This window comes from Mycolicibacterium sp. XJ870 (assembly GCF_053483975.1).
Window position 1 is genome coordinate 1,723,488 of the sequence record NZ_JBEFTI010000001.1, and the last position, 20,296, is coordinate 1,743,783.

Genomic DNA, 20,296 nt, shown 5'->3' on the forward strand with positions numbered 1-20,296 from the left:
CAGGCAATACGGTGGCCGCGTGGCCCCTGACAGCAACCAGCCCGGCAAGCACCCCGGCGGCGGGTTCAATCCACCCCAGCCCACCGACCGGGGCGGCCCCGATTACGGCCGATTCGTCGAGGCGGTGCGCACCCTGCAGGACCACGCCAGGGGAGCCGACGCACCTGACGAGGTGATCGCCGAGGCCGCTGACCTGATGGAAAAGGTTTCGGCGATGTTGGCCCCGTATGACGCCGACGAATGGAATTCACCGTCGGGACGACGCCTGGACCTACCGAACCGTGGCAACGTCAGCTCGGTTCCGGTTCAGTTGGATGTGACACCCGAGGGCCGGATCGCGGGAACCGCGTTGTTCCGGCGATTCCATCTCGGCCGCAACGGCGCAGTGCACGGTGGCGCGCTGGCTCTGTTGTTCGACTCGCTTCTGGGTTTCACCGCTGCCAAACTGACCCGCAGCCCGTATCAACGCACGGCGTATCTGCACGTCAACTACCGCAAGATCGCGCCAATCGAGAAGGAACTGCAGGTGGACGCTGGCATCGACCGGATCGAGGGACGCAAGATCTTCGTGACGGGACGACTGCGCGACGGAGATGACGTGCTCACCGAAGCCGACGCCCTGTTCCTGCGGCTCAAGCCGGGCCAACCGTGAACATCTCGGAGGCCAAGCGGGCCTGGGCCAGTTGGCGCGATCGGCTGCGGGAGCGGCGGATGGCCGATTTCGTGTACCGGATCGTCGTCGGCGTGGTCGGTACGGTCGTGCTCTGTGCCGGCATCGTCGCGATCCCGTACCCGGGCCCGGGGTGGGCGATCGTGTTCCTGGGCCTGGCCATCCTGGCCACCGAGTTTCGGTTCGCCCAAGTGGCGCTGCATCATGTCCGGCTGCGCTACGACACGGTGATGGCGTGGTTCGCCCGCCAGCACATCGCCGTCAAGGCGTTAAGCGCGGCCTTCACCACCTTGGTGGTGATCGCCAGCCTCTGGGGATTGGGTGCGCTTTACTTCGTGGGTGACCTGATCGGCTTCGAACCGCCCTGGCTGAAGAGTCCGTTGGGCATCGGGTCCTAGCGTTCCGGACCCGTCCACCCCGATAGCATGGTCGCGACCACCCGATCCTTTCAAAGTTCGCACACCGTACAGGAGAGTTTCCGATGACCGCCGCCGCCAGCCCAGCCCCCGCAGCCCCTATCCGGGTGCCTGCCGGGACCACCGCTGGCGCAGCGGTCCGCGAAGCCGAATTGCCAGGGCGTGGAGCCACCGACGCCATCGTGGTGGTCCGCGATGCCGAGGGCCGGTTACGTGACCTGTCCTGGACCCCTGAAACGGACGTCGAGGTCACGCCGGTGGCCGCCGACACCGACGACGGCCGCAGCGTCATTCGGCATTCCGCGGCGCACGTGCTGGCCCAGGCTGTGCAGGAACTGTTTCCCCAGGCCAAACTCGGTATCGGCCCGCCCATCGCCGACGGCTTCTACTACGACTTCGACGTCGCCGAGCCGTTCACCCCGGAGGATCTGGGAAAGCTCGAGAAGCGTATGCGCCAGATCGTCAAGGACGGTCAACTGTTCTCACGGCGGGTCTACGAGTCCAAAGACGAAGCGCGCGAAGAGCTTGCCAACGAGCCCTACAAGCTGGAACTCGTCGACGACAAGTCCGGCGCGGACGATCCGGAGGTCATGGAAGTCGGAGGCGACGAGCTGACGGCTTACGACAACCTCAACGCCCGCACCAAGGAACGGGTCTGGGGCGATCTGTGCCGCGGTCCGCACATCCCGACCACCAAGCACATCCCGGCGTTCAAGCTCACTCGCAGCTCTGCGGCCTACTGGCGTGGTAACCAGAACAACGCCAGCCTGCAACGCATTTACGGCACCGCATGGGAGTCGCAGGAGGCGCTGGACCGTCATCTCGAGCTGATCGAGGAGGCTCAGCGTCGCGACCACCGCAGGCTCGGCGTAGAGCTCGACCTGTTCAGCTTCCCCGACGAATTGGGTTCGGGCCTACCGGTTTTCCACCCCAAGGGCGGTGTGGTGCGCCGGGAACTGGAGGACTATTCGCGGCGCAAGCACCTGGAGGCGGGCTACGAGTTCGTCAACACCCCGCACATCACGAAGGAAAACCTGTACATCACCTCAGGTCACCTGGAGTGGTACGCCGACGGCATGTTCCCGCCGATGCACATCGACGCCGAGTACGACGCCAACGGCGAGGTGCGCAAGCCCGGGCAGGACTACTACCTCAAGCCGATGAACTGCCCGATGCACCACCTGATCTTCCGGTCGCGGGGCCGCTCATACCGGGAATTGCCGTTGCGGCTCTTCGAGTTCGGTTCGGTGTACCGCTACGAGAAGTCCGGCGTGATTCACGGCCTGACCCGGGTGCGCGGCATGACCCAGGACGACGCGCACATCTACACCACGCGCGAGCAGATGCGTGACGAGCTGACCTCGCTGTTGCGCTTCGTGCTGGACCTGTTGTCCGACTACGGCCTTGACGAGTACTACCTGGAGCTGTCCACAAAAGACCCGGAGAAGTACGTCGGCGACGACGACGTGTGGGACGAGGCAACCGAGACGCTGCGCGAGGTCGCCGAAGCGTCGGGCCTGGACCTTGTGCCCGACCCGGGCGGCGCGGCGTTCTACGGACCCAAGATCTCCGTGCAGGTCAAGGACGCGCTGGGCCGCAGCTGGCAGATGTCGACGATCCAGCTGGACTTCAACATGCCCGACCGGTTCGAGCTGGAATACACTGCCGCGGACGGGAGCCGGAAGCGCCCGGTCCTGATCCACCGGGCGCTGTTCGGATCGATCGAACGGTTCTTCGGGGTGCTCACCGAGCATTACGCGGGCGCGTTCCCGGCCTGGCTGGCCCCGGTTCAGGTGGTCGGCGTCCCGGTCGCCGACGCGCATGTTCCGTATCTGGAAGAGGTTGCCGCGCAATTGAAGTCGCGCGGTGTGCGAGTGGAAGTCGACATGAGCGACGACCGGATGGCGAAGAAGATCGTCAATCACACCCACCAGAAGGTGCCGTTCATGCTGCTCGCGGGCGACAAGGACGCCGAGGCGGGAGCGGTGAGCTTCCGGTTCGGTGACCGCACCCAGATCAACGGCGTGCCGCGCGATGAAGCCGTCGATGCCATCGTCAACTGGATCGCCAACCGGGAGAACGCCGTACCGACCGCCGAACTCGTGAAGGTGGCGCAGCGATGAGCGCTCGCGCGAAGAGCCAGTTGGTGGGCGAGTGACCGACTCGCCCTGGCGCGACGTGCCAACAGACGAGCCGGACGAGCGGAGCATCGTCGATCACGGCGTCGGCGACCCCGACCACCTTCAGCGCCTGTGGACCCCGCACCGGATGAGCTACATCGCCGAGGCCCCGATGAAAAAGCGGGACCAGGGCGGGTCGGCGGCGTCGTCAGAACCCTTCAGCGACATTCCCGAGATGTCCGATGAGGACGGCTTGATGGTTGCCCGCGGTGATCAGGTCTACGCCGTGCTCAACCTGTACCCGTACAACCCGGGACACCTGATGGTCGTGCCGTATCGCCGGGTCTCGGAGCTGGAGGATCTCACCGACGCCGAGAGCGCGGAGCTGATGGCGTTCACCCAGAAGGCGATTCGCGTGATCAAAGCGGTTTCCCGGCCGCACGGTTTCAACGTCGGTCTCAACCTCGGCACGTCCGCGGGCGGATCGCTGGCCGAGCACCTGCACATGCATGTGGTGCCGCGCTGGGGCGGTGACGCGAACTTCATCACCATCATCGGTGGCTCCAAGGTGATTCCGCAGTTGTTGCGGGAGACCCGGGAACTGCTCGCCACGGAGTGGGCTCGTCAGTCTGAGCGACGGGCAATGGACCCGTGAGCGACTTTTACCTCATGACCCGCGCGGCCTACGCGAAGCTCTCCAGGCCGATCGCCAAGGCCGCGTTGCGCGCCGGACTCACGCCGGACAGCGTCACCCTGCTGGGCACTGCGGGCACGGTGGTCTCCGCCCTCACCCTGTTCCCGATCGGACAGCTGTGGTGGGGCGCGTTCGCGGTGAGCATCTTTGTGCTCGCCGACATGCTCGACGGTGCGATGGCCCGGGAACGCGGCGGCGGCACCAGGTTCGGCGCGGTGTTCGACGCGACCTGCGACCGGATCGCCGACGGCGCGGTGTTCGCCGGGTTGCTGTGGTGGGCGGCATTCGGGTTGGACAGCGCCGCGCTTGTGGTCGCGACCATGATCTGTCTGATCGCCTCTCAGGTCATCTCCTACATCAAGGCGCGGGCCGAGGCTAGCGGCCTGCGTGGAGACGGCGGCATCATCGAACGGCCCGAGCGGTTGGTCATCGTGCTGGTCGGAGCCGGGCTCTCCGGGGTTCCGTTCCTACATGTGCCCTGGCTTCTGCACGTGGCGATGTGGCTGCTCGCGGCGACCAGCGTGGTGACGCTGCTGCAGCGGTTGCACACCGTGCGGACCTCTGAGGGCGCGATGGATCTCCTGCGGCGGGCGTCACCCGATAACGGCGAGAAGCCGGGGACGAGCGAGCCGTGATCGATCGCGGCCGCATGTCGCTCGGCGGGCAGCTGACGGACTTGGGCTATGCGGCCGGCTGGCGCCTGGTGCGGGCCGTGCCTGAGGTCATGGCGCGCAACATATTCGGTGCAGGCGCGCGCTACGCCTCCCGCAACGGCGGGCCCGATCAGCTGCGCCGGAATCTGGCCCGGGTGACCGGTGTGCCGCCGTCAGAGGTGCCCGACACGCTGGTTCATGATTCGCTGGCTTCCTACGCCCGATACTGGCGGGAGGCTTTCCGGTTGCCGGCCATGGATCACACGAAACTCGGCGAGCAACTCTGGGTGCAGGACATCGAACTGGTGTGGGCGGCGCTTGAGCAGGGCCGCGGTGCCGTGCTGGCCCTTCCGCACAGCGGCAACTGGGATATGGCCGGAGTGTGGCTGGTGCAGCACTACGGCACCTTCACCACCGTCGCCGAACGCCTGAAACCCGAGTCGCTGTACCGACGGTTCCTCGATTACCGGGAAAGCCTGGGTTTCGAGGTGCTACCGCTCAACGGCGGCGATCGACCCGCCTTCGAGGTGCTCGCCGAACGGCTGACCGACAACCGGCCGATCTGCCTGATGGCCGAACGCGATCTGACCCGCAACGGCGTGCCGGTCGATTTCTTCGGCGAACCCACCCGGATGCCCGCCGGACCCGCGAAACTGGCTATTCAAACCGGGGCGGCACTGCTACCGGTGCACTGCTGGTACGAGGGCGACGGGTGGGGGATGCGCGTCTACCCCGAAATTGACACCTCGTCGGGTGACGTCACCGCCGTCACCCAGGCGCTGGCCGACCGGTTCGCCCAGAACATCGCCGCATACCCCGCCGACTGGCACATGCTCCAACCGCAATGGCTGGCCGACCTATCCGATGAACGCCGCGCCCGGTTAGGCACCTGAGCGATGCGTATCGGGATGGTCTGCCCCTATTCGTTCGACGTGCCAGGCGGCGTGCAATCCCACGTACTGCAGCTTGCCGAGGTGATGCGCGCGGGCGGGCACCGCGTCAGCGTCCTGGCGCCCTCGTCACCACACGTCAAGCTGCCCGATTACGTGGTGTCGGGCGGCAAGGCCGTGCCCATCCCGTACAACGGTTCGGTGGCGCGCCTGCGATTCGGGCCGGCGACTCACCGCAAGGTCAAGAAGTGGATCGCCGAGGGTGAGTTCGACGTGCTACACCTGCACGAGCCCAACGCGCCGAGCCTTTCCATGCTCGCGCTGCAGGCCGCCGAGGGGCCGATCGTGGCGACCTTTCACACGTCGACGACAAAATCGTTGACGCTCAGCGTGTTTCAAGGGATCCTCCGCCCGTACCACGAGAAGATCGTCGGCCGAATCGCCGTGTCGGATCTGGCACGGCGGTGGCAGATGGAGGCTCTCGGCTCGGACGCGGTGGAAATCCCCAACGGTGTCGACGTGCGATCCTTCGCCGAGGCGCCGCTGCTGGAGGGCTACCCGCGCCCGGGGCGGTCGGTGTTGTTCCTGGGCCGATTCGACGAGTCACGCAAGGGCATGCCGGTCCTGTTGGGTGCACTGCCCAAACTGGTTCGGCAATTCCGCAACATCGAGATCCTGATCGTGGGGCGAGGCGAAGAGGACGAGTTGCGCGAGCAGGCCGGAGAGTATGCCGGACACCTGCGGTTCCTCGGCCAGGTCGACGACGCGACCAAGGCCGCGGCCATGCGCAGCGCCGACGTCTACTGCGCCCCCAACCTCGGTGGCGAGAGCTTCGGCATCGTGCTGGTCGAGGCGATGGCGGCCGGGACCGTCGTCGTCGCAAGTGACCTGGATGCATTCCGTCGCGTTCTCGACAACGGCAAGGCGGGCCGGTTGGTGCCCATCGACGACGCCGACAGCCTGGCCAGTGCCCTGATCGAGGTGCTGGACAACGACGAGGTGCGGCGACGCTATATCGAGGGCGCCGAAGCGTGCGTGCACCGCTACGACTGGTCGGTGGTCGCCGGCCAGATCATGCGGGTGTACGAGACCGTGGCCGGTTCCGGGACCAAGGTGCGGGTGGCGCCGTGAGCACCTGGATCCTGATCACCGCCCTGGTGGTACTGCTGGCGGTGTTGCTGTTGGTCGGCGGGTGGGCCTACCAGACCGCCAACCGGCTCGACCGGCTACACGTCCGCTACGACCTGTCCTGGCAGGCGCTGGACAGCGCACTGGCGCGCCGGGCGGTGGTGGCGCGCGCGGTCGCGGTCGACGCGTATGCCGGCGGGCCGCAGGGCAAGCGGTTGGCCGAACTGGCCGACGTTGCGGAACGCGCACCGCGGTCAACGCGCGAGACTGCCGAGAACGAATTGTCCGCGGCACTGGCCGCGGTCGACCCCGTAGCGCTGCCGGTAGCGCTCGTCGCCGAGCTGGCCGACGCCGAGGCCAGGGTGCTGCTGGCCCGCCGCTTCCACAACGACGCTGTCCGCGACACCTTGGCGCTGCGCGAACGGCCGGCGGTTCGCCTTCTACGTTTGGGCGGAACTGCCGCGTTGCCAAGCTATTTCGAGATCGTCGAGCGGGCCGACGCGCAGCCGGGGCCCACTCCGGTGAGCCGGCGGACGTCGGCACGGGTGGTGCTACTGGACGAAGCCGGCGCGGTGCTGCTGCTGTGCGGCAGCGACCCGGCGATCGACGATCCGCACAACCCCGCGCCGCGGTGGTGGTTCACCGTCGGCGGCGCCGTGCAGGAGGGCGAGGACCTGCCCGCAGCTGCGGGCCGTGAACTGGCCGAGGAGACCGGTCTGCGGGTCCAGCCGGAAGACTTGATCGGACCGGTGTGGCGGCGCGACGCCGTCATCGACTTCAACGCGTCGGTGATTCGCAGCGAAGAGTTCTTCTTCATCCACCGCACCCGGCGGTTCGAGCCGTCGGCCTCGGGTCGCACCGCACTCGAGCGGCACTACATTCACGGGCACCGCTGGTGCGATGCGACAATGATTGCTGAGCTGGTTGCCGGCGGCGAAACCGTGTATCCGCTTCAACTGGGAGAACTGTTGGCTCAGGCCAATGAACTGGCTGGACGGTCGGCAGGAATGCCGGCGAACGCGCGTGGACCCGTGTATCGCGAGCTGCAAGCCATCCGGTGATTGCGGATTTAATGGATTTGGCGGCTCCACTAGACTGAATCAGTAGGCATTTGGAGGAGATTGCGGTGGATATCGTCGGGCAGGAGCGTAGCGACCGGGGAATCGGCGGTGCAGCGCACAACGGTTCGCAGAACGGTTCGAGCAACCAGACCGGTACCGCGCGGGTGAAGCGTGGCATGGCGGAGATGCTCAAGGGCGGGGTGATCATGGATGTGGTCACCCCCGAGCAGGCGAAGATCGCCGAGGGTGCGGGTGCGGTGGCGGTGATGGCCCTGGAGCGGGTGCCTGCCGATATCCGGGCCCAGGGCGGGGTGTCGCGGATGAGTGATCCCGACATGATCGAGGGCATCATCTCCGCGGTCACCATCCCGGTGATGGCCAAGGCCCGGATCGGGCATTTCGTGGAGGCCCAGATTCTGCAGAGCCTCGGGGTGGATTACATCGACGAGTCCGAGGTACTGACCCCGGCCGATTACGCCAATCACATCGACAAGTGGCGCTTCACCGTGCCGTTCGTGTGTGGGGCGACCAATCTGGGTGAGGCGCTGCGCCGGCTCACCGAGGGCGCGGCGATGATCCGCTCCAAGGGCGAGGCCGGCACCGGTGACGTGTCCAATGCGACCACTCATATGCGCAAGATCGGCGGGGAGATCCGCAGGCTGACGTCGATGTCCGAGGATGAACTGTATGTGGCGGCCAAGGAGCTGCAGGCGCCCTACGAGCTGGTGGTCGAGGTGGCCCGGGCCGGCAAGTTGCCGGTGACGATGTTCACCGCGGGCGGTATCGCCACCCCGGCGGATGCGGCGATGATGATGCAGCTCGGTGCCGAGGGCGTGTTCGTGGGTTCGGGCATCTTCAAATCGGGCAATCCCGCCCAACGTGCGGCCGCGATCGTCAAGGCCACCACGTTCTACGACGATCCCGATGTGCTGGCCAAGGTGTCGCGCGGGCTGGGCGAGGCCATGGTCGGCATCAATGTCGAGGAGATCGCCGCGCCGCATCGGCTCGCCGAACGCGGCTGGTGATGAGCCGCTTGCGCGAAGAGCAAAGATAACCGCATGGCAATCGAGGAGATCCTTGATCTCGAGCAACTCGAGGTCAACATCTATCGCGGTGGGGTGTTCAGCCCCGAGTCCGGCTTCTTGCAGCGCACCTTCGGTGGGCACGTCGCCGGGCAGTCACTCGTCTCGGCGGTACGCACCGTCGACCCCACATTCCAAGTGCACTCGCTGCACGGCTATTTTTTGCGGCCGGGAGACGCCCGGGCGCCCTCGGTCTACACCGTCGAGCGCATTCGTGACGGCGGATCGTTCTGCACCCGCCGGGTGAGCGCGATTCAGCACGGGCAGACGATTTTCTCGATGTCGGCCTCGTTCCAAACCGACCAGACCGGCATCGAGCATCAGGACCCGATGCCCGTCGCACCGTTGCCCGACGATCTGCCGGGATTCCGGTCCGGAGGAGCGTTCGACGACGCCGGGTTCGCCCAGTTCGACGAATGGGATGTCCGGATCGTGCCGCGCGACCTGGTTCAGCGACTGCCGGGCAAGGCGTCCCAGCAGCAGGTTTGGTTCCGCCATCGCGACCCACTGCCCGACGACCATGTGCTGCACATCTGCGCGCTGGCCTACATGAGCGATCTGACGCTCCTGGGCTCGGCGCAGGTCAACCATCTCGACGTGCGCAAGCACCTGATGGTCGCGTCACTGGACCACGCCATGTGGTTCATGCGGCCGTTCCGTGCCGACGAGTGGTTGCTTTACGACCAGTCCTCACCGTCGGCGTGCGGCGGCCGCTCGCTGACCCAGGGCAAGATCTTCAACCAGTACGGCGAAATGGTTGCGGCGGTCATGCAGGAGGGACTGACCCGCTTCCAACGCGACTTCACCCCCGATGCGCAGTGAGCTCCCATGTGGGGGTGCTCGCTCTGCAAGGCGACACCCGAGAACACCTGGCTGCGCTGCGGGAGGCGGGGGCCGAAGCGTCGACCGTGCGCCGGTTGTCCGAACTCGACGCGGTCGATGCGCTGGTCATTCCCGGCGGGGAGTCCACCGCCATGAGTCATCTGCTGCGTGAATTCGATCTGCTCGAACCGTTGCGGGCGCGCATCGCCGACGGCTTGCCGTGTTACGGATCCTGCGCCGGGATGATCCTGCTCGCCACCGAGATCAAGGACGCCGGCACCGAAGGCCGGGTCGCCGTGCCGTTGAAGGGTATCGATATGACGGTGCGGCGCAACGCCTTTGGTCGTCAGGTCGACTCCTTCGAGGGCGACATCGACTTCGTGGGGCTCGACACCCCGGTGCACGCGGTTTTCATCCGGGCGCCGTGGGTGGAGCGGGTCGGGCCCGAGGTGCAGGTGCTGGCGCGCGCGGCCGATCACATCGTCGCCGTGCGCCAGGGCGCGATGCTGGCGACGTCATTCCACCCCGAGATGACCGGCGATCGTCGCATCCACAAGCTCTTCGTCGACTCGCTGTAGCTTCCCGCTCCGAAACAAAGGCGGTCCTCGTGATCGGTAGACGCCGTCGGGCTGAAGTATCGGCCTGGTGAACATGAGACGCTACGTCAGCGGCGGCAAGTACTACTGGAAGACGCCAGGGGAAGGCGCCTGGCTCCCGAAGGAGTGGGCCTACACGCCAAACGAACTCGATGCCGTGTCCACTTTCACCACGACGGAGCGGTCGAGCCGGTGGTTCATGAGAACGCTCCTTCGCGCAGACACCTTCGCCGAGCGCGTCGCCAGAGAGCGGCTCGCAATGACGGCGGTGCGCCGGTACGAGCAGGCCTATGCCCTCAACCTCGTAGGCGCTCCGACACGTACTGCCGCTGTCGTCGCCGTCCAGGACTCCGGGGTCTCCGTCGACGCCCGCTCGTCGCCCGGGGCGCATGTGATCGCTGACGCCTCGGTCGTCACGGTGCAGATCGACATCGACGGTGACCGGTGGGATGCGGTGACGCTTCTGCCCCGGACGGCTGTCATCACACCGGCGCAGGCGTTCCGCGTTGTCGATCACCCCGACGATCCGATCCCGATCTGGGCCGGCCGATAGCGTCGAACCCGACGCATTGGTCGATCCGCGCGCTTGGGACAGCCATTGCGTCGGTCTCGGCGAGTGCGCACGTAGACTGAACAGCCGGAGTTTGACCAGAAAGAGGGCGTACCTGCATGAGCGGCCATTCCAAGTGGGCCACCACCAAGCACCAGAAGGCCGTCAAAGATGCCCGCCGCGGCAAAGAGTTCGCCCGGCTGATCAAGAACATCGAGGTGGCGGCCCGTACCGGCGGCGGCGATCCGGCCGGAAACCCGACACTCTACGACGCCATCCAGAAGGCCAAGAAGACGTCGGTGCCCAACGACAACATCGAGCGCGCGCGCAAGCGTGGTGCCGGTGAAGAAGCCGGCGGGGCCGACTACCAGACCATCATGTACGAGGGCTACGGCCCCAACGGCGTCGCCGTGCTCATCGAATGCCTCACCGACAACCGCAACCGTGCTGCCGGTGAGGTCCGGGTCGCGATGACCCGCAACGGCGGCAACATGGCTGATCCGGGTTCGGTGGCCTACCTGTTCTCCCGTAAGGGAGTGGTGACACTGGAGAAGAACGGGCTGGCCGAGGACGACGTGTTGACGGCCGTGCTCGAGGCCGGGGCCGAGGAAGTCAACGATCTCGGCGACGCGTTCGAGGTGATCTCCGAGCCCACCGATCTGGTGGCGGTTCGTACGGCACTGCAGGACGCGGGCATCGACTATGACTCGGCGGAGGCCAGCTTCCAGCCGTCGGTGACTGTCCCCGTCGACCTCGAAGGCGCCCGCAAGGTCCTCAAGCTCGTCGACGCGCTGGAGGACAGCGACGACGTCCAGGACGTGTACACCAACATCGACATCCCGGACGACGTCGCAGCCCAGCTCGACGAAGACTAATTCCCTAGAGCGCCTCGGCAATCGGGGTGTCGCCGGCGATGACCTCGAAGGTCCGGCCTGCGGTATCCGGGTTGTCCAGTACCGCAAGCAGAACGTGCGCGACGTCGACGCGTGGAATGCTGCCGCGCCCGGTCGAATCGGCGATTTGCACCTTGCCCGTGCCCGGCTCGTTGGTCAGGCCGCCGGGGCGCACAATCGTCGTCCGCAGCCCACTGCGCTCCCGCACATTCGCGTCGGCATCGGCCTTGGCCCGGATGTAGGCCAGGAACACCTCGTCGTAGGAGTCGTCGAGGGAGCGGTCGTCGGCGGAAATCGCAGAGACCATCACGTAGCGGCCCACTCCCGCGGCTTCGGCCGCATCGGCCAGCAGGATCGCGGCATCGCGGTCGACGGTCTCCTTGCGGGCCACACCGCTGCCGGGACCGGCACCCGCCGCGAACACCACGGCATCGGCCCCGCGTACCGCCTCGGCCACCTCGGCGACCGAGGCCTGCTCAAGATCAAGCACGATGCCCTGGGCGCCGGCGGCTTCCAGGTCGGCGGTCTGTGCCGGATTACGGATGAGCCCGGACACCGAATCGCCCCGGTCGGCGAGCAGCCGCTCCAGGATGAGCGCGATCTTTCCGTGTCCACCGGCGATTACGACGCGCAATGTCTCTACCTCCTGTGAGGCCACCGTCAGGCGGCGAATACCTGGGAACGTTCGTAACCAACTGCCACAGCAGCAGCCTACGAGCCGATCCAGCGTTATGCCTTCGACAGGATCGCGAAGCCCTGTCCCTCGGTCCGCCGAACGGGTTCACCATGTGGTCCGTCGACGATCTCGCCGCGGGCGGGGTTACCGGATAATTCGGCAAACGCACCCGCCACCTGCTGCACAAACGCCCGATCGACGTCGGCGACGAGATTGTGGCCGACGAATGCCTTCACCACCGGTAGCTCTGCCAGCGATGCCAGCGACGCTGCGAACACTGACACATCACTGTCGGGGAGGTGGGCCCAATATGTCGTCGTCAGCAGGGTGTCACCGCAGAAGAGGATTCCGGTCCGCTCTTCCCACAGGCACAACGAATCCGGCACGTGGCCGGGAGTGTGCAAGGCGGTGAGCTGCCGGCCGCCGAGGTCGACGGTGTCACCGTGGTCGAGTCCGCGGGTAGGTGGCGTTGCCGGGATCGCCCAGGCGCTGAGGTCGGGGATCGGCCGCATGGTCAGGTCGTCGGGACTGAGGAAGAACTTGACCTTGTCCAGTTCTCGGAAGCGGCTGTAGGTGGCGAACGTTCGTTCCGCTCCGTCGAGATACGCTGCGAGCTCCGAAGCGGGAATCTCGCCGTAGAGGCCGAGACCCGATCGGTGACACATGAATTCCTCGGCATCGAGGTGCTGATTTCCGCCCCGGTGATCGAAATGGTGATGCGAGTTGACCACCACCAGCGGCAGCTCAGTGACGCGACGTATGACCTCGCTTATGTCGCTGATCCCCAGTCCGGTGTCGAAGAGCAACGCTCGCTCGGACCCGACGATCAGATAGCTGTTGACATGCCCCGGTTCGGAGATGAGGTAGACCCCGGAACCGTAGTCGCGCAAGGCAAACCATCCGACCGTCACGTCCACTCCTGGAAGTCGGCCTTGCGCATGACCGTGTGGCAGCCCTTCACCTGGTCCACGACCTGTGAGATCCGTACATCGGCCGCGGCACTGAGGTAGGCGTAGGCGAAATGCCGCGGAACCTCGTATCGATAAGCCAGGAGATCCAGTGCCGCCCGGACACTCTCACGGCATGCTTCATCCAGATCGGCGTCGAGACCGATGCTGATGAGCAGGTCGTCGGTCTCGGCGAACGGTCGTCCGTTCACGGTGCGGGCGGCTCCCGGCACAACGTCGACCCTCAGGGTGCTCCGCAGCGGGGCCTCGAATGCGGTCAGCGCGACCTCGCCATCGCCTTGCGCGTAGTGCGGGTCACCAACGTAGAGCAGTGCATCCGGCACCTGCACCGGCAGGTAGAGCGTCGCCCCGACCCCGAGAAGGGTGATGTCGAGATTTCCGCCGTACAGCCCCGGTGGCACGGAGTTGGGACGTACGGAGCCGGCTGCAGCGACGCCGATGATGCCTAGAAAGGGCTGGAGCGGAAACCGGATCGATCGGCCCGTACCCGCGTATGCCGATTCATTCTGCGCCAGTGGCAGAAAGCCGAGATCGCCCGCGGCCCTGCAGAACACACTGGTGATCTCTCCAGCGGGAAAGCTTTCGGGCAGTGCGCCTTTGCCGTGGCGCGACGACACGATCCCGTAATCGGCACGTCGTTTGAGATCTACGACGGTGATCGCAAGGAGGTCCCCGGGATTGGCGCCCCGCACTGCGATGGGGCCCGTCACCACATGCGGGCCGATATCGCTGCCCGCGCGCAGGGACGAGGCGGCGATATCGACGGAATCGGGCAAGACATCGCGGAAGGGGACGCCGAATTGGGCGAAGAACCGCCGCGGATCGCCGCCTTGGTCGGGAAGGATGCCCTCGTGGCTCACTGTATCGATCGTGACTAGCTCGCCGGGCCGCATGGCGGTGACCGGCGCGTCGTCAGCACACGGCAGTTCACCCCACAGCACCGTGTCGGGGGTCGATGCCAGGTGATGGGTGGTGGCGGTCCTCACTCGGCCGTGGCCCCGTACGAGGTGGCGAGCACGGCAACGTCGTCTGCGGTCAGATCCGTCGGGGTTCCGCGGAGGATGAGGTCCTCGAAGCCGCCGTCGTTCTCCATAACTGTGATGGTGTACATCTTCTCGTCGTCCGAGGTGTTGACGATGCGATGGACTGATCCGGGAGGGAGCACGATCACCGACCCGGCACTGAGTTTCGCAATATGTTCGTCGCTGTGCGCAACGCCATTGCCGCGCAGAACCACAAAGGTCTCGGTCGACTCGGGGTGTGAGTTGTCCGGCTGCGAGCCGCCCGGCTCCCAGATCTCGAAACATACGGTGGTGTCCGAACCCGATGTCTTGGGGCCGGACAATACGACGAGTACGACGGTGTCACTCGAACTGATCTTGTAAGCCATCAGACCGGCGACGTCGTGCACGATGGGGGCAGTGGTCACGATTCCTCGATTCCGGCCACCAACGCGTCGAGATGTGCTGTGAATCCGTAGCATTGGCGGACGTTGTAGACGGTGGCATCCATGCAGTACGACGGCGAGGTGGTCGCGACGGCGTCCTCGAGCATGATCACGTCGTAACCCAGGCAGGCCGCATCAACCAAAGTGGCGTAGACGCACTGATCGGCGTTGACGCCCCCGAACAGCAGGGTGTCGACCCGGAGATTTCGCAGGATCGACTCGAGCTCGGTGTCGAAGAAGCCGCTCATGCGGTATTTGTCGACGAAAACGTCATCGGCGTCGGGCTTCAGTTCCGACGTGACGGCTGCACCCCAACTCCCGCGAGTGAGAACGGCTTCGGACCTGTCAGCCTTGTCGCCGATCCCGCCTCCGACGCCCTCTGCGTCGTACACATGTAACACGCCGGGTGGAAGGTTTGCCCTGTCGATCCGGTTGCCCCAATTCACCCAGATCACCGGCACCCCGGCTCCCCGAAGTATCGGCAGCCCCTCGTTGAGTGCGTCCACCGCTCCTGCGGCGCCGGAGACGTCGACACCGATGGAATGCAACCATCCGCCTTCGGTGACGAAATCGTTCTGCATGTCGACGACTATCATCGCGGTCCGGGCGAGATCAATGGTGACGCTTGATGATTCCGCGGGAAAATTGAGCGGACACGGCGCACGGTCCTGGCGGCGGAGGTCGGCGTGGCCGGGTGTCAGCGTCCAGACGTTCCTGCTCATCACCGGGCCCGGGCAGGAAAGTTGAACGCACGGACCTCCAGCAGGGATTCGGCTAGTTGTTCGGCGGCGGACGCCAGAATCGCCTTGCCGACGTCGACGCTGGCGTTGGTCGGGTCGCCGATGGTCCCAGAATTCGAGATGTCATCAGTGAGCCACGCGGTCGGCAACACACCCTCCAACGTCAGATGCTTGTACTTTCCGAATTCGGCTGCGGCCGCCTGCCCGTCGGCGAAGGCGCGTTCGTGGTGGACGAGTTCGGGGGCGATCGCCATCATGATCGACGTCTCGCCATACCCACCGTGAATGTCGAATCCGTCTTCGTTGCGATCCACCTCGGGAGGGGTTGGGAAGCGCATCGGCATCACCGGGAAAACCTCCAAACCGGTCTGATGGCGGATGTCGCGGGCGACCACATCGAGCAGGCCGGGTTGTCCGCCGTGTCCATTGACGAAGACGAGCTTGCGGAAACCGCTGGCGGCAAGTGAATTGCCGAGATCCATGCAAACCGCCATCAACGTGGCAGCGGACATGGCGATGGTGCCGCAGCGGCCGAGGTGTTCGGTGGACTTGCCATAGTGCAGGGTCGGCAGCACCCAGATGTTGCAGTCGTCGGGGAGGCTTTCCACCGCAGTGGCGGTGATCACCTCGGCGTGCATGGCGTCGGTGATCAGCGGCAGATGCGGCCCGTGCTGTTCGACAGCCCCGATGGGCTGGACGACCACAGCATCGGACTTGTCGATCGCCTCGACATCGGTGGTGGTCAGGTGGGCGAGCTGGAAGATGCGTGTCATGTCAGTTCCTTATTCGTCATCGGGCAGAGCGGATTCGTGCCATCGAGACAGCAGCAGTCGTTCGAGCACCACCACGAACCCGAACAGCACCAACGACACCACGCTGGCCATAACCACGGCGACGAACAGTTGCGGGGTGCGAAGCTGCACGGCGCTCTGGGTGATGATGTAGCCGAGACCGCCCTCACCGCCGCCGACACCGGCGACGAACTCGCCGACGATCGCGCCGATCACCGATGACCCTGCGGCGATACGCATTCCGGTGAGGATCGACGGCGACGCTCCCGGCAGCCGCAACGAGAACATCGTCACCCGGGGCGGCGCCCCCGCCATCGAATAGAGCTGCACGAGGTTGCGGTCGACCGACTTGAGCCCGTGCAATGTGTTGGCGGCCACCGGGAACAGCGCGATCATGGCACCGACCAGCATGTTGGTGATCTGTCCCGGACCAATCCACACGACGAACAATGGTGCGATCGCAACGATGGGAATCGTCTGCAACACAATCAGATACGGGTAGAAACCGCGCTCGGTGATGTTCCAGCGCGCCATCACCAGCGCGATCGCCACGCCGGCGACGGTGGCCACCAAGAACGCCAGATAGGACTCCTGAACTGTCACCCAGGTCGGCTGCCAGATCGTCGTCCGTTCTTCCCAGAGCGTTTCGAGCAGCGCCCACGGCGAGGGCAACATGTACGACGGGATGTCGAAGACGACGATGATCAACTGCCACAGTGCGATGGCGAGAACGAACGCGCCCATCGGCGGGAGCGCCCGCCGTAGACGATCGCCCAGGGTGCGGGATTCGGTTGGCCTCGTGGTCGCTCTGGGTTTGACCATCTTCGTCAACAGTGAGGGTGAATCGATGACGGTCATTCGCGAAAGCTCCCTAGCTTGACGGAGATCTGTTCTTGCAGCGCTCGTAGAGCACGCTCGTCGCGCTCGACGTCCGGGTCGAGGGACGGGGGACTGGGCGATTTGATGACCTCGACGACGTGACCCGGGCCGGTGTTCATGATCGCGATCTGATGGCCCAGCGTGCATGCCTCGTAGATGGAGTGCGTGATGAACAAGACGCTGAATTGTTTTTCGCGCCACAGGCGGAGTAGTTCGGCGCCCATCTTCTCGCGAGTGAATTCGTCGAGCGCGGCGAAAGGTTCGTCCATCAGCAGTAGTTCGGGGTCGCTGGTCACCGATCTGGCCAGCGACGCCCGCATCTTCATGCCGCCGGAAAGTTCGCGCGGATAGGACTTCTGGAATCCGTCGAGTCCGACCATCTTGATCGCCTGATCGGCTCGTTCCCGTCGCTCCCGGCGCGGCACTTTCTGGAGTTTGGCGATCACCTCCACGTTGGCCTGCACGTTCCTCCAGGCCAGAAGAGTGGGATCCTGGAACACATACGACATCCGATCGGTGTCGCGGGTCATCGTCCCGGACGTGGGATCCGTGAGCCCCGCGGCCATCCTCAGCAGCGTCGTCTTGCCGCAGCCGGAGGGACCCACCAACACCGTGATCTCGCCCCGCCGTACCGACAGGTCGATGGGTGCCAACGCCCGGAACCCGTTGCCGTAGACCTTGTCCGCGGAGTGGAAGGCAACCAGGTCCTCGCCGGTCCGTTGTGAACCCGTTTCGGTCATCGTCATGGTCACCGATTCACCGCCATGTCCTCGTGGTTGATGATCGAGGCACGTCGTGCGCGCAGCGATCGATGGATGTCTCGCCGGTCTACGGTGAGCGCCTCGCCGTCTCGGATCACCTGCTCACCGTCGACCCACACACTTCGGACGTCGGCAGGGGTGCCGGCGAAGACCAGGCCGCGCCGCAACGTCGATGACCCGGAGTAGGCGGGGGACTCGACGTCGATGGTGACGAGGTCGGCTCGATACCCGGCGCTCACCGCGCCGAGCGCGTCGTCGAGACCGACGGCCCGGGCGCCGCCCCGCCACACCATGTCGAGTGCGTCGATCTCACTCATACGACTCGCATCGAGGGTGCGGAGGCGATCAGAGAGCACCGACCACTTCAGAGCCTCGAACATGTTCTGCCCGTTGTTGCTTCCGGGCCCGTCACAGCCGATCGCTACCGGTACGCCCAGCGCACGTAGCTCGGAGACGGGGGCCGGCCCTGATGCGAGATACGCGTTGGACGTCGGACAGGTCACGACGGTGGCGCCGAGTTCGGCGATCCGTTCGCGCTCGTCCTGCTCCAGCCACACGCAGTGGACGAGCTGAGTGGCAGGGCTCACGAGTCCGTGTGCGCGAAAATAGTCGACTTCTCGCAGCCCGTGGTTGTCCAGGGTGGAGCGCACACTGGCCCGGGTCTCGGCGCAATGTGCGTGCAGGCCGATTCCCGTGCGCGCGAGGTGGTCACCGACGCGGTCGCAGAGCTCACGAGAGGCGAGCCAGGTCGTCTGGATGGCGGCTTCACACCGGATCCGACCGGATGCGGCACCGTCCCATGCCGACGTGAATGCCGTCAGGTTCTCTAGGTATTCGTCGACAGTTTCCAGGCGGGACATCCGGACGCCGGTGGTGTCCATGTCAACCCCACCCCGTGCGATGAGGCCACGGATGCCGATATCCCGGAAGGCGCGAGCGACGTGGTCGGTGTTGTCGAGGTGATGGTGGACGTACTGGTTCTCCAGCACCGTGGTGACACCGGATCGCAGGTTCTCCAACAATCCCGACATGGCTGCCAGATACATGTCCTCGGGCCGGAGCCGGCCGGTGTACGGCCAGATGTCGTTGGCCAGCCAGTCCTCCAGACACTGTGAGGTGTTGATGCCTCGCAGCATCGACTGGAAGAGATGACAGTGGGCGTTGATGAAACCGGGTATCACCGCATGACCGAAGGTGTCGACGATGCGGTCGGCGGTCGCCAACAGATCCTGCGGAGCTTCTCCGCCGCCGACTTCGGTGATCACACCGCCGTCGACGACGACGAAGCCCGACGGCATCTCGGAGTAGGCGTCGACCACGATCGCGCCTCCAGTGAATACCGTTCTCATAGCCGATTTCCCAGTCATTCTCGGTGACCGCGCTCAGTTCGCTCCCGCGGGAGCGGGGGGCAGATCGGTGGGAGCTGCGATCGTGGGTAGCAGGCTCGCATCGAAGAGATCGGCGGGCGTGACGTCCTTCTGAATGTGGCCCAGCTTCTTGAGCTGATCGATCAGTGTTGACCAGCGCTGGTCGGTCATCGCACCGAGCTGTGCGGCGCCGTCACCGGAGACGACATATTTGCGCTGCGCATCCCACGCGTACCACACCGATTCCTTGGACTGCTCGTTGTTGGCCTTGAGGATCGCCTCGTTCGCCCGGGTCGCGACGTCCACGTCGGACATGTAGTCGTGCCAGCCTTGAATGCTGGTTTCCAGGAACGTCTTCAGTTCCGCTTTGTGGGATGCCAAGTAATCCCTGGAGGTGAAGACGACATCGTTGTACGGATTGAAACCGGATTCCGAGTAGGCGACGAAGTTCACCGGGACCCCGGCCTCCTCGGCCTGGCGCACCTCATTGGTCGGCCATCCCTGCTGCAGCAGCGTCGGATCTTTGAGGAAGTTGGCGATGGAGCCCTGATACTGCATCGTCTTCAGCGGAATGCCGAGCTCCTTGTCCAGCCACACCGGGTAGAGCGCGCCGGCCTGGCTGACCAGGGCGCGTCCCTTCATCGCGTCGAACGACGTGATGTTCTGGTCCTTGTGTGACACGATGCCGACGGGATTGTCCTGGTAGAGAGCGGCAATCGCGACAACCGGGATGCCCTGCTGCTGGGCCTGCACGATGCCGGCGGCGTCGGTGTGGCCGATCTGTGCCCGTCCGGATGCGACCAGCTGGGTGGCCGACACCTGGGGGCCACCTGGCTGCAGAGTGACGTCGAGATTCTTGTCCTTGTAGAGGTTCTCCGATTGCGCCGCAAAGTATCCGCCACCTTCGGGGTCGGCATACCACGGCAGCACCACGGTCATCGCGATGGCTCCCGAACCGGACGGCGAAGAGCCGGAGCCGCATGCGGCGGTGCCCAATGCCAAGGCGGACGCGACAGCCGCGACTGCCACGCGGCGCAGCCGCCGACGGGGACGTGCTTTCTCCATGGGACAACTTTCTGTGGGTGGTGGACG

23 protein-coding genes are annotated in these 20,296 nt (G+C 65.4%); 13 read left to right on the plus strand and 10 right to left on the minus strand.

Going from position 1 to position 20,296, the window contains the following annotated elements; translation table 11 throughout:
• Positions 1-19: 19 nt before the first annotated feature.
• The 13 genes from ABQF30_RS08650 to ABQF30_RS08710 all read left to right on the plus strand — a co-directional run bounded on the left by ABQF30_RS08650 (position 20) and on the right by ABQF30_RS08710 (position 11,557).
• Positions 20-652, plus strand: coding sequence for a PaaI family thioesterase (locus tag ABQF30_RS08650; protein WP_448462364.1), 633 nt, complete (start codon positions 20-22; stop codon positions 650-652).
• A 59-nt stretch (positions 653-711) separates the two neighbouring features.
• A complete protein-coding gene (locus ABQF30_RS08655; protein WP_448463548.1) occupies positions 712-1,068 on the plus strand; it encodes a TIGR02611 family protein in 357 nt (118 codons plus the stop codon).
• A gap of 83 nt (positions 1,069-1,151) precedes the next feature.
• Positions 1,152-3,209, plus strand: a complete 2,058-nt coding sequence (gene thrS, locus ABQF30_RS08660) for a threonine--tRNA ligase (RefSeq protein ID WP_448462365.1) — start codon at positions 1,152-1,154, stop codon at positions 3,207-3,209.
• A gap of 55 nt (positions 3,210-3,264) precedes the next feature.
• Entirely contained in the window at positions 3,265-3,861 is a 597-nt protein-coding gene (locus tag ABQF30_RS08665; protein ID WP_448463550.1) for an ATP adenylyltransferase, read from the plus strand.
• Positions 3,858-4,535 (plus strand): phosphatidylinositol phosphate synthase, encoded by a 678-nt coding sequence (pgsA, locus tag ABQF30_RS08670; RefSeq protein ID WP_448462366.1) that lies wholly within the window; start codon positions 3,858-3,860, stop codon positions 4,533-4,535. Before ABQF30_RS08665 ends, pgsA begins: the two co-directional genes overlap by 4 nt.
• A 14-nt stretch (positions 4,536-4,549) precedes the next feature.
• Complete coding sequence (locus ABQF30_RS08675) at positions 4,550-5,446, plus strand: phosphatidylinositol mannoside acyltransferase (protein WP_448463552.1); 897 nt, start codon at positions 4,550-4,552, stop codon at positions 5,444-5,446.
• Positions 5,447-5,449: 3 nt separating this feature from the next.
• A complete protein-coding gene (locus tag ABQF30_RS08680; protein ID WP_448462367.1) occupies positions 5,450-6,574 on the plus strand; it encodes a glycosyltransferase family 4 protein in 1,125 nt (374 codons plus the stop codon).
• Positions 6,571-7,632: an NUDIX hydrolase gene (locus tag ABQF30_RS08685; protein WP_448462368.1), complete on the plus strand. Its 1,062-nt coding sequence runs from the start codon at positions 6,571-6,573 to the stop codon at positions 7,630-7,632. The genes ABQF30_RS08680 and ABQF30_RS08685 overlap by 4 nt, the downstream gene beginning before the upstream one ends.
• A gap of 176 nt (positions 7,633-7,808) precedes the next feature.
• Positions 7,809-8,657 carry a pyridoxal 5'-phosphate synthase lyase subunit PdxS gene (pdxS, locus tag ABQF30_RS08690; protein WP_448463554.1) on the plus strand — a complete coding sequence of 283 codons (849 nt, stop codon included), beginning with the start codon at positions 7,809-7,811 and terminating at the stop codon, positions 8,655-8,657.
• Positions 8,658-8,690: 33 nt separating this feature from the next.
• Complete coding sequence (tesB, locus tag ABQF30_RS08695; protein WP_448462369.1) at positions 8,691-9,536, plus strand: acyl-CoA thioesterase II; 846 nt, start codon at positions 8,691-8,693, stop codon at positions 9,534-9,536.
• Entirely contained in the window at positions 9,533-10,114 is a 582-nt protein-coding gene (gene pdxT, locus ABQF30_RS08700; RefSeq protein WP_448462370.1) for a pyridoxal 5'-phosphate synthase glutaminase subunit PdxT, read from the plus strand. The genes tesB and pdxT overlap by 4 nt, the downstream gene beginning before the upstream one ends.
• Positions 10,115-10,181: 67 nt before the next feature.
• Positions 10,182-10,685, plus strand: coding sequence for a hypothetical protein (locus ABQF30_RS08705; protein ID WP_448462371.1), 504 nt, complete (start codon positions 10,182-10,184; stop codon positions 10,683-10,685).
• A gap of 116 nt (positions 10,686-10,801) precedes the next feature.
• On the plus strand, positions 10,802-11,557 hold the full coding sequence (locus tag ABQF30_RS08710; protein ID WP_448462372.1) for a YebC/PmpR family DNA-binding transcriptional regulator: 756 nt from the start codon (positions 10,802-10,804) through the stop codon (positions 11,555-11,557).
• A 4-nt stretch (positions 11,558-11,561) separates the two neighbouring features.
• Here ABQF30_RS08710 and ABQF30_RS08715 read toward each other — a convergent pair whose 3' ends face one another.
• The 10 genes from ABQF30_RS08715 to ABQF30_RS08760 form a co-directional block, all read right to left on the minus strand.
• Positions 11,562-12,209: an SDR family oxidoreductase gene (locus ABQF30_RS08715; RefSeq protein WP_448462373.1), complete on the minus strand. Its 648-nt coding sequence runs from the start codon at positions 12,207-12,209 to the stop codon at positions 11,562-11,564.
• A 95-nt stretch (positions 12,210-12,304) separates the two neighbouring features.
• Entirely contained in the window at positions 12,305-13,162 is an 858-nt protein-coding gene (locus tag ABQF30_RS08720; protein WP_448462374.1) for an MBL fold metallo-hydrolase, read from the minus strand.
• The gene (locus ABQF30_RS08725) at positions 13,159-14,205 is read right to left on the minus strand and encodes an acetamidase/formamidase family protein (RefSeq protein WP_448462375.1); all 1,047 of its coding nucleotides are present in this window, start codon (positions 14,203-14,205) and stop codon (positions 13,159-13,161) included. Before ABQF30_RS08725 ends, ABQF30_RS08720 begins: the two co-directional genes overlap by 4 nt.
• Positions 14,202-14,648: a cupin domain-containing protein gene (locus ABQF30_RS08730; protein ID WP_448462376.1), complete on the minus strand. Its 447-nt coding sequence runs from the start codon at positions 14,646-14,648 to the stop codon at positions 14,202-14,204. The genes ABQF30_RS08725 and ABQF30_RS08730 overlap by 4 nt, the downstream gene beginning before the upstream one ends.
• The gene (locus ABQF30_RS08735) at positions 14,645-15,388 is read right to left on the minus strand and encodes a cysteine hydrolase family protein (protein ID WP_448462377.1); all 744 of its coding nucleotides are present in this window, start codon (positions 15,386-15,388) and stop codon (positions 14,645-14,647) included. The genes ABQF30_RS08730 and ABQF30_RS08735 overlap by 4 nt, the downstream gene beginning before the upstream one ends.
• The gene (locus tag ABQF30_RS08740) at positions 15,388-16,179 is read right to left on the minus strand and encodes a creatininase family protein (protein WP_448462378.1); all 792 of its coding nucleotides are present in this window, start codon (positions 16,177-16,179) and stop codon (positions 15,388-15,390) included. Before ABQF30_RS08740 ends, ABQF30_RS08735 begins: the two co-directional genes overlap by 1 nt.
• A gap of 9 nt (positions 16,180-16,188) precedes the next feature.
• Entirely contained in the window at positions 16,189-17,055 is an 867-nt protein-coding gene (locus ABQF30_RS08745; RefSeq protein WP_448462379.1) for an ABC transporter permease, read from the minus strand.
• The gene (locus tag ABQF30_RS08750; RefSeq protein ID WP_448462380.1) at positions 17,052-17,822 is read right to left on the minus strand and encodes an ABC transporter ATP-binding protein; all 771 of its coding nucleotides are present in this window, start codon (positions 17,820-17,822) and stop codon (positions 17,052-17,054) included. Before ABQF30_RS08750 ends, ABQF30_RS08745 begins: the two co-directional genes overlap by 4 nt.
• A gap of 2 nt (positions 17,823-17,824) precedes the next feature.
• A complete protein-coding gene (locus tag ABQF30_RS08755) occupies positions 17,825-19,186 on the minus strand; it encodes an amidohydrolase family protein (RefSeq protein ID WP_448462381.1) in 1,362 nt (453 codons plus the stop codon).
• 33 nt (positions 19,187-19,219) lie between these two features.
• On the minus strand, positions 19,220-20,269 hold the full coding sequence (locus tag ABQF30_RS08760; RefSeq protein ID WP_448462382.1) for an ABC transporter substrate-binding protein: 1,050 nt from the start codon (positions 20,267-20,269) through the stop codon (positions 19,220-19,222).
• Positions 20,270-20,296 lie beyond the last annotated feature (27 nt).

Bases quoted from the DNA above. Each gene is read 5' to 3' on its own strand.
- ABQF30_RS08710 (WP_448462372.1), top strand. From the start codon at position 10,802: ATGAGCGGCCATTCCAAGTGGGCCACCACCAAGCACCAGAAGGCCGTC.
- ABQF30_RS08735 (WP_448462377.1), bottom strand. From the start codon at position 15,388: ATGAGCAGGAACGTCTGGACGCTGACACCCGGCCACGCCGACCTCCGC.
- ABQF30_RS08760 (WP_448462382.1), bottom strand. From the start codon at position 20,269: ATGGAGAAAGCACGTCCCCGTCGGCGGCTGCGCCGCGTGGCAGTCGCG.
- ABQF30_RS08740 (WP_448462378.1), bottom strand. From the start codon at position 16,179: ATGACACGCATCTTCCAGCTCGCCCACCTGACCACCACCGATGTCGAG.
- ABQF30_RS08755 (WP_448462381.1), bottom strand. From the start codon at position 19,186: ATGAGAACGGTATTCACTGGAGGCGCGATCGTGGTCGACGCCTACTCC.
- pdxS (WP_448463554.1), top strand. From the start codon at position 7,809: ATGGCGGAGATGCTCAAGGGCGGGGTGATCATGGATGTGGTCACCCCC.
- ABQF30_RS08675 (WP_448463552.1), top strand. From the start codon at position 4,550: ATGTCGCTCGGCGGGCAGCTGACGGACTTGGGCTATGCGGCCGGCTGG.
- ABQF30_RS08750 (WP_448462380.1), bottom strand. From the start codon at position 17,822: ATGACGATGACCGAAACGGGTTCACAACGGACCGGCGAGGACCTGGTT.
- thrS (WP_448462365.1), top strand. From the start codon at position 1,152: ATGACCGCCGCCGCCAGCCCAGCCCCCGCAGCCCCTATCCGGGTGCCT.
- ABQF30_RS08745 (WP_448462379.1), bottom strand. From the start codon at position 17,055: ATGACCGTCATCGATTCACCCTCACTGTTGACGAAGATGGTCAAACCC.
- ABQF30_RS08655 (WP_448463548.1), top strand. From the start codon at position 712: ATGGCCGATTTCGTGTACCGGATCGTCGTCGGCGTGGTCGGTACGGTC.
- tesB (WP_448462369.1), top strand. From the start codon at position 8,691: ATGGCAATCGAGGAGATCCTTGATCTCGAGCAACTCGAGGTCAACATC.
- ABQF30_RS08680 (WP_448462367.1), top strand. From the start codon at position 5,450: ATGCGTATCGGGATGGTCTGCCCCTATTCGTTCGACGTGCCAGGCGGC.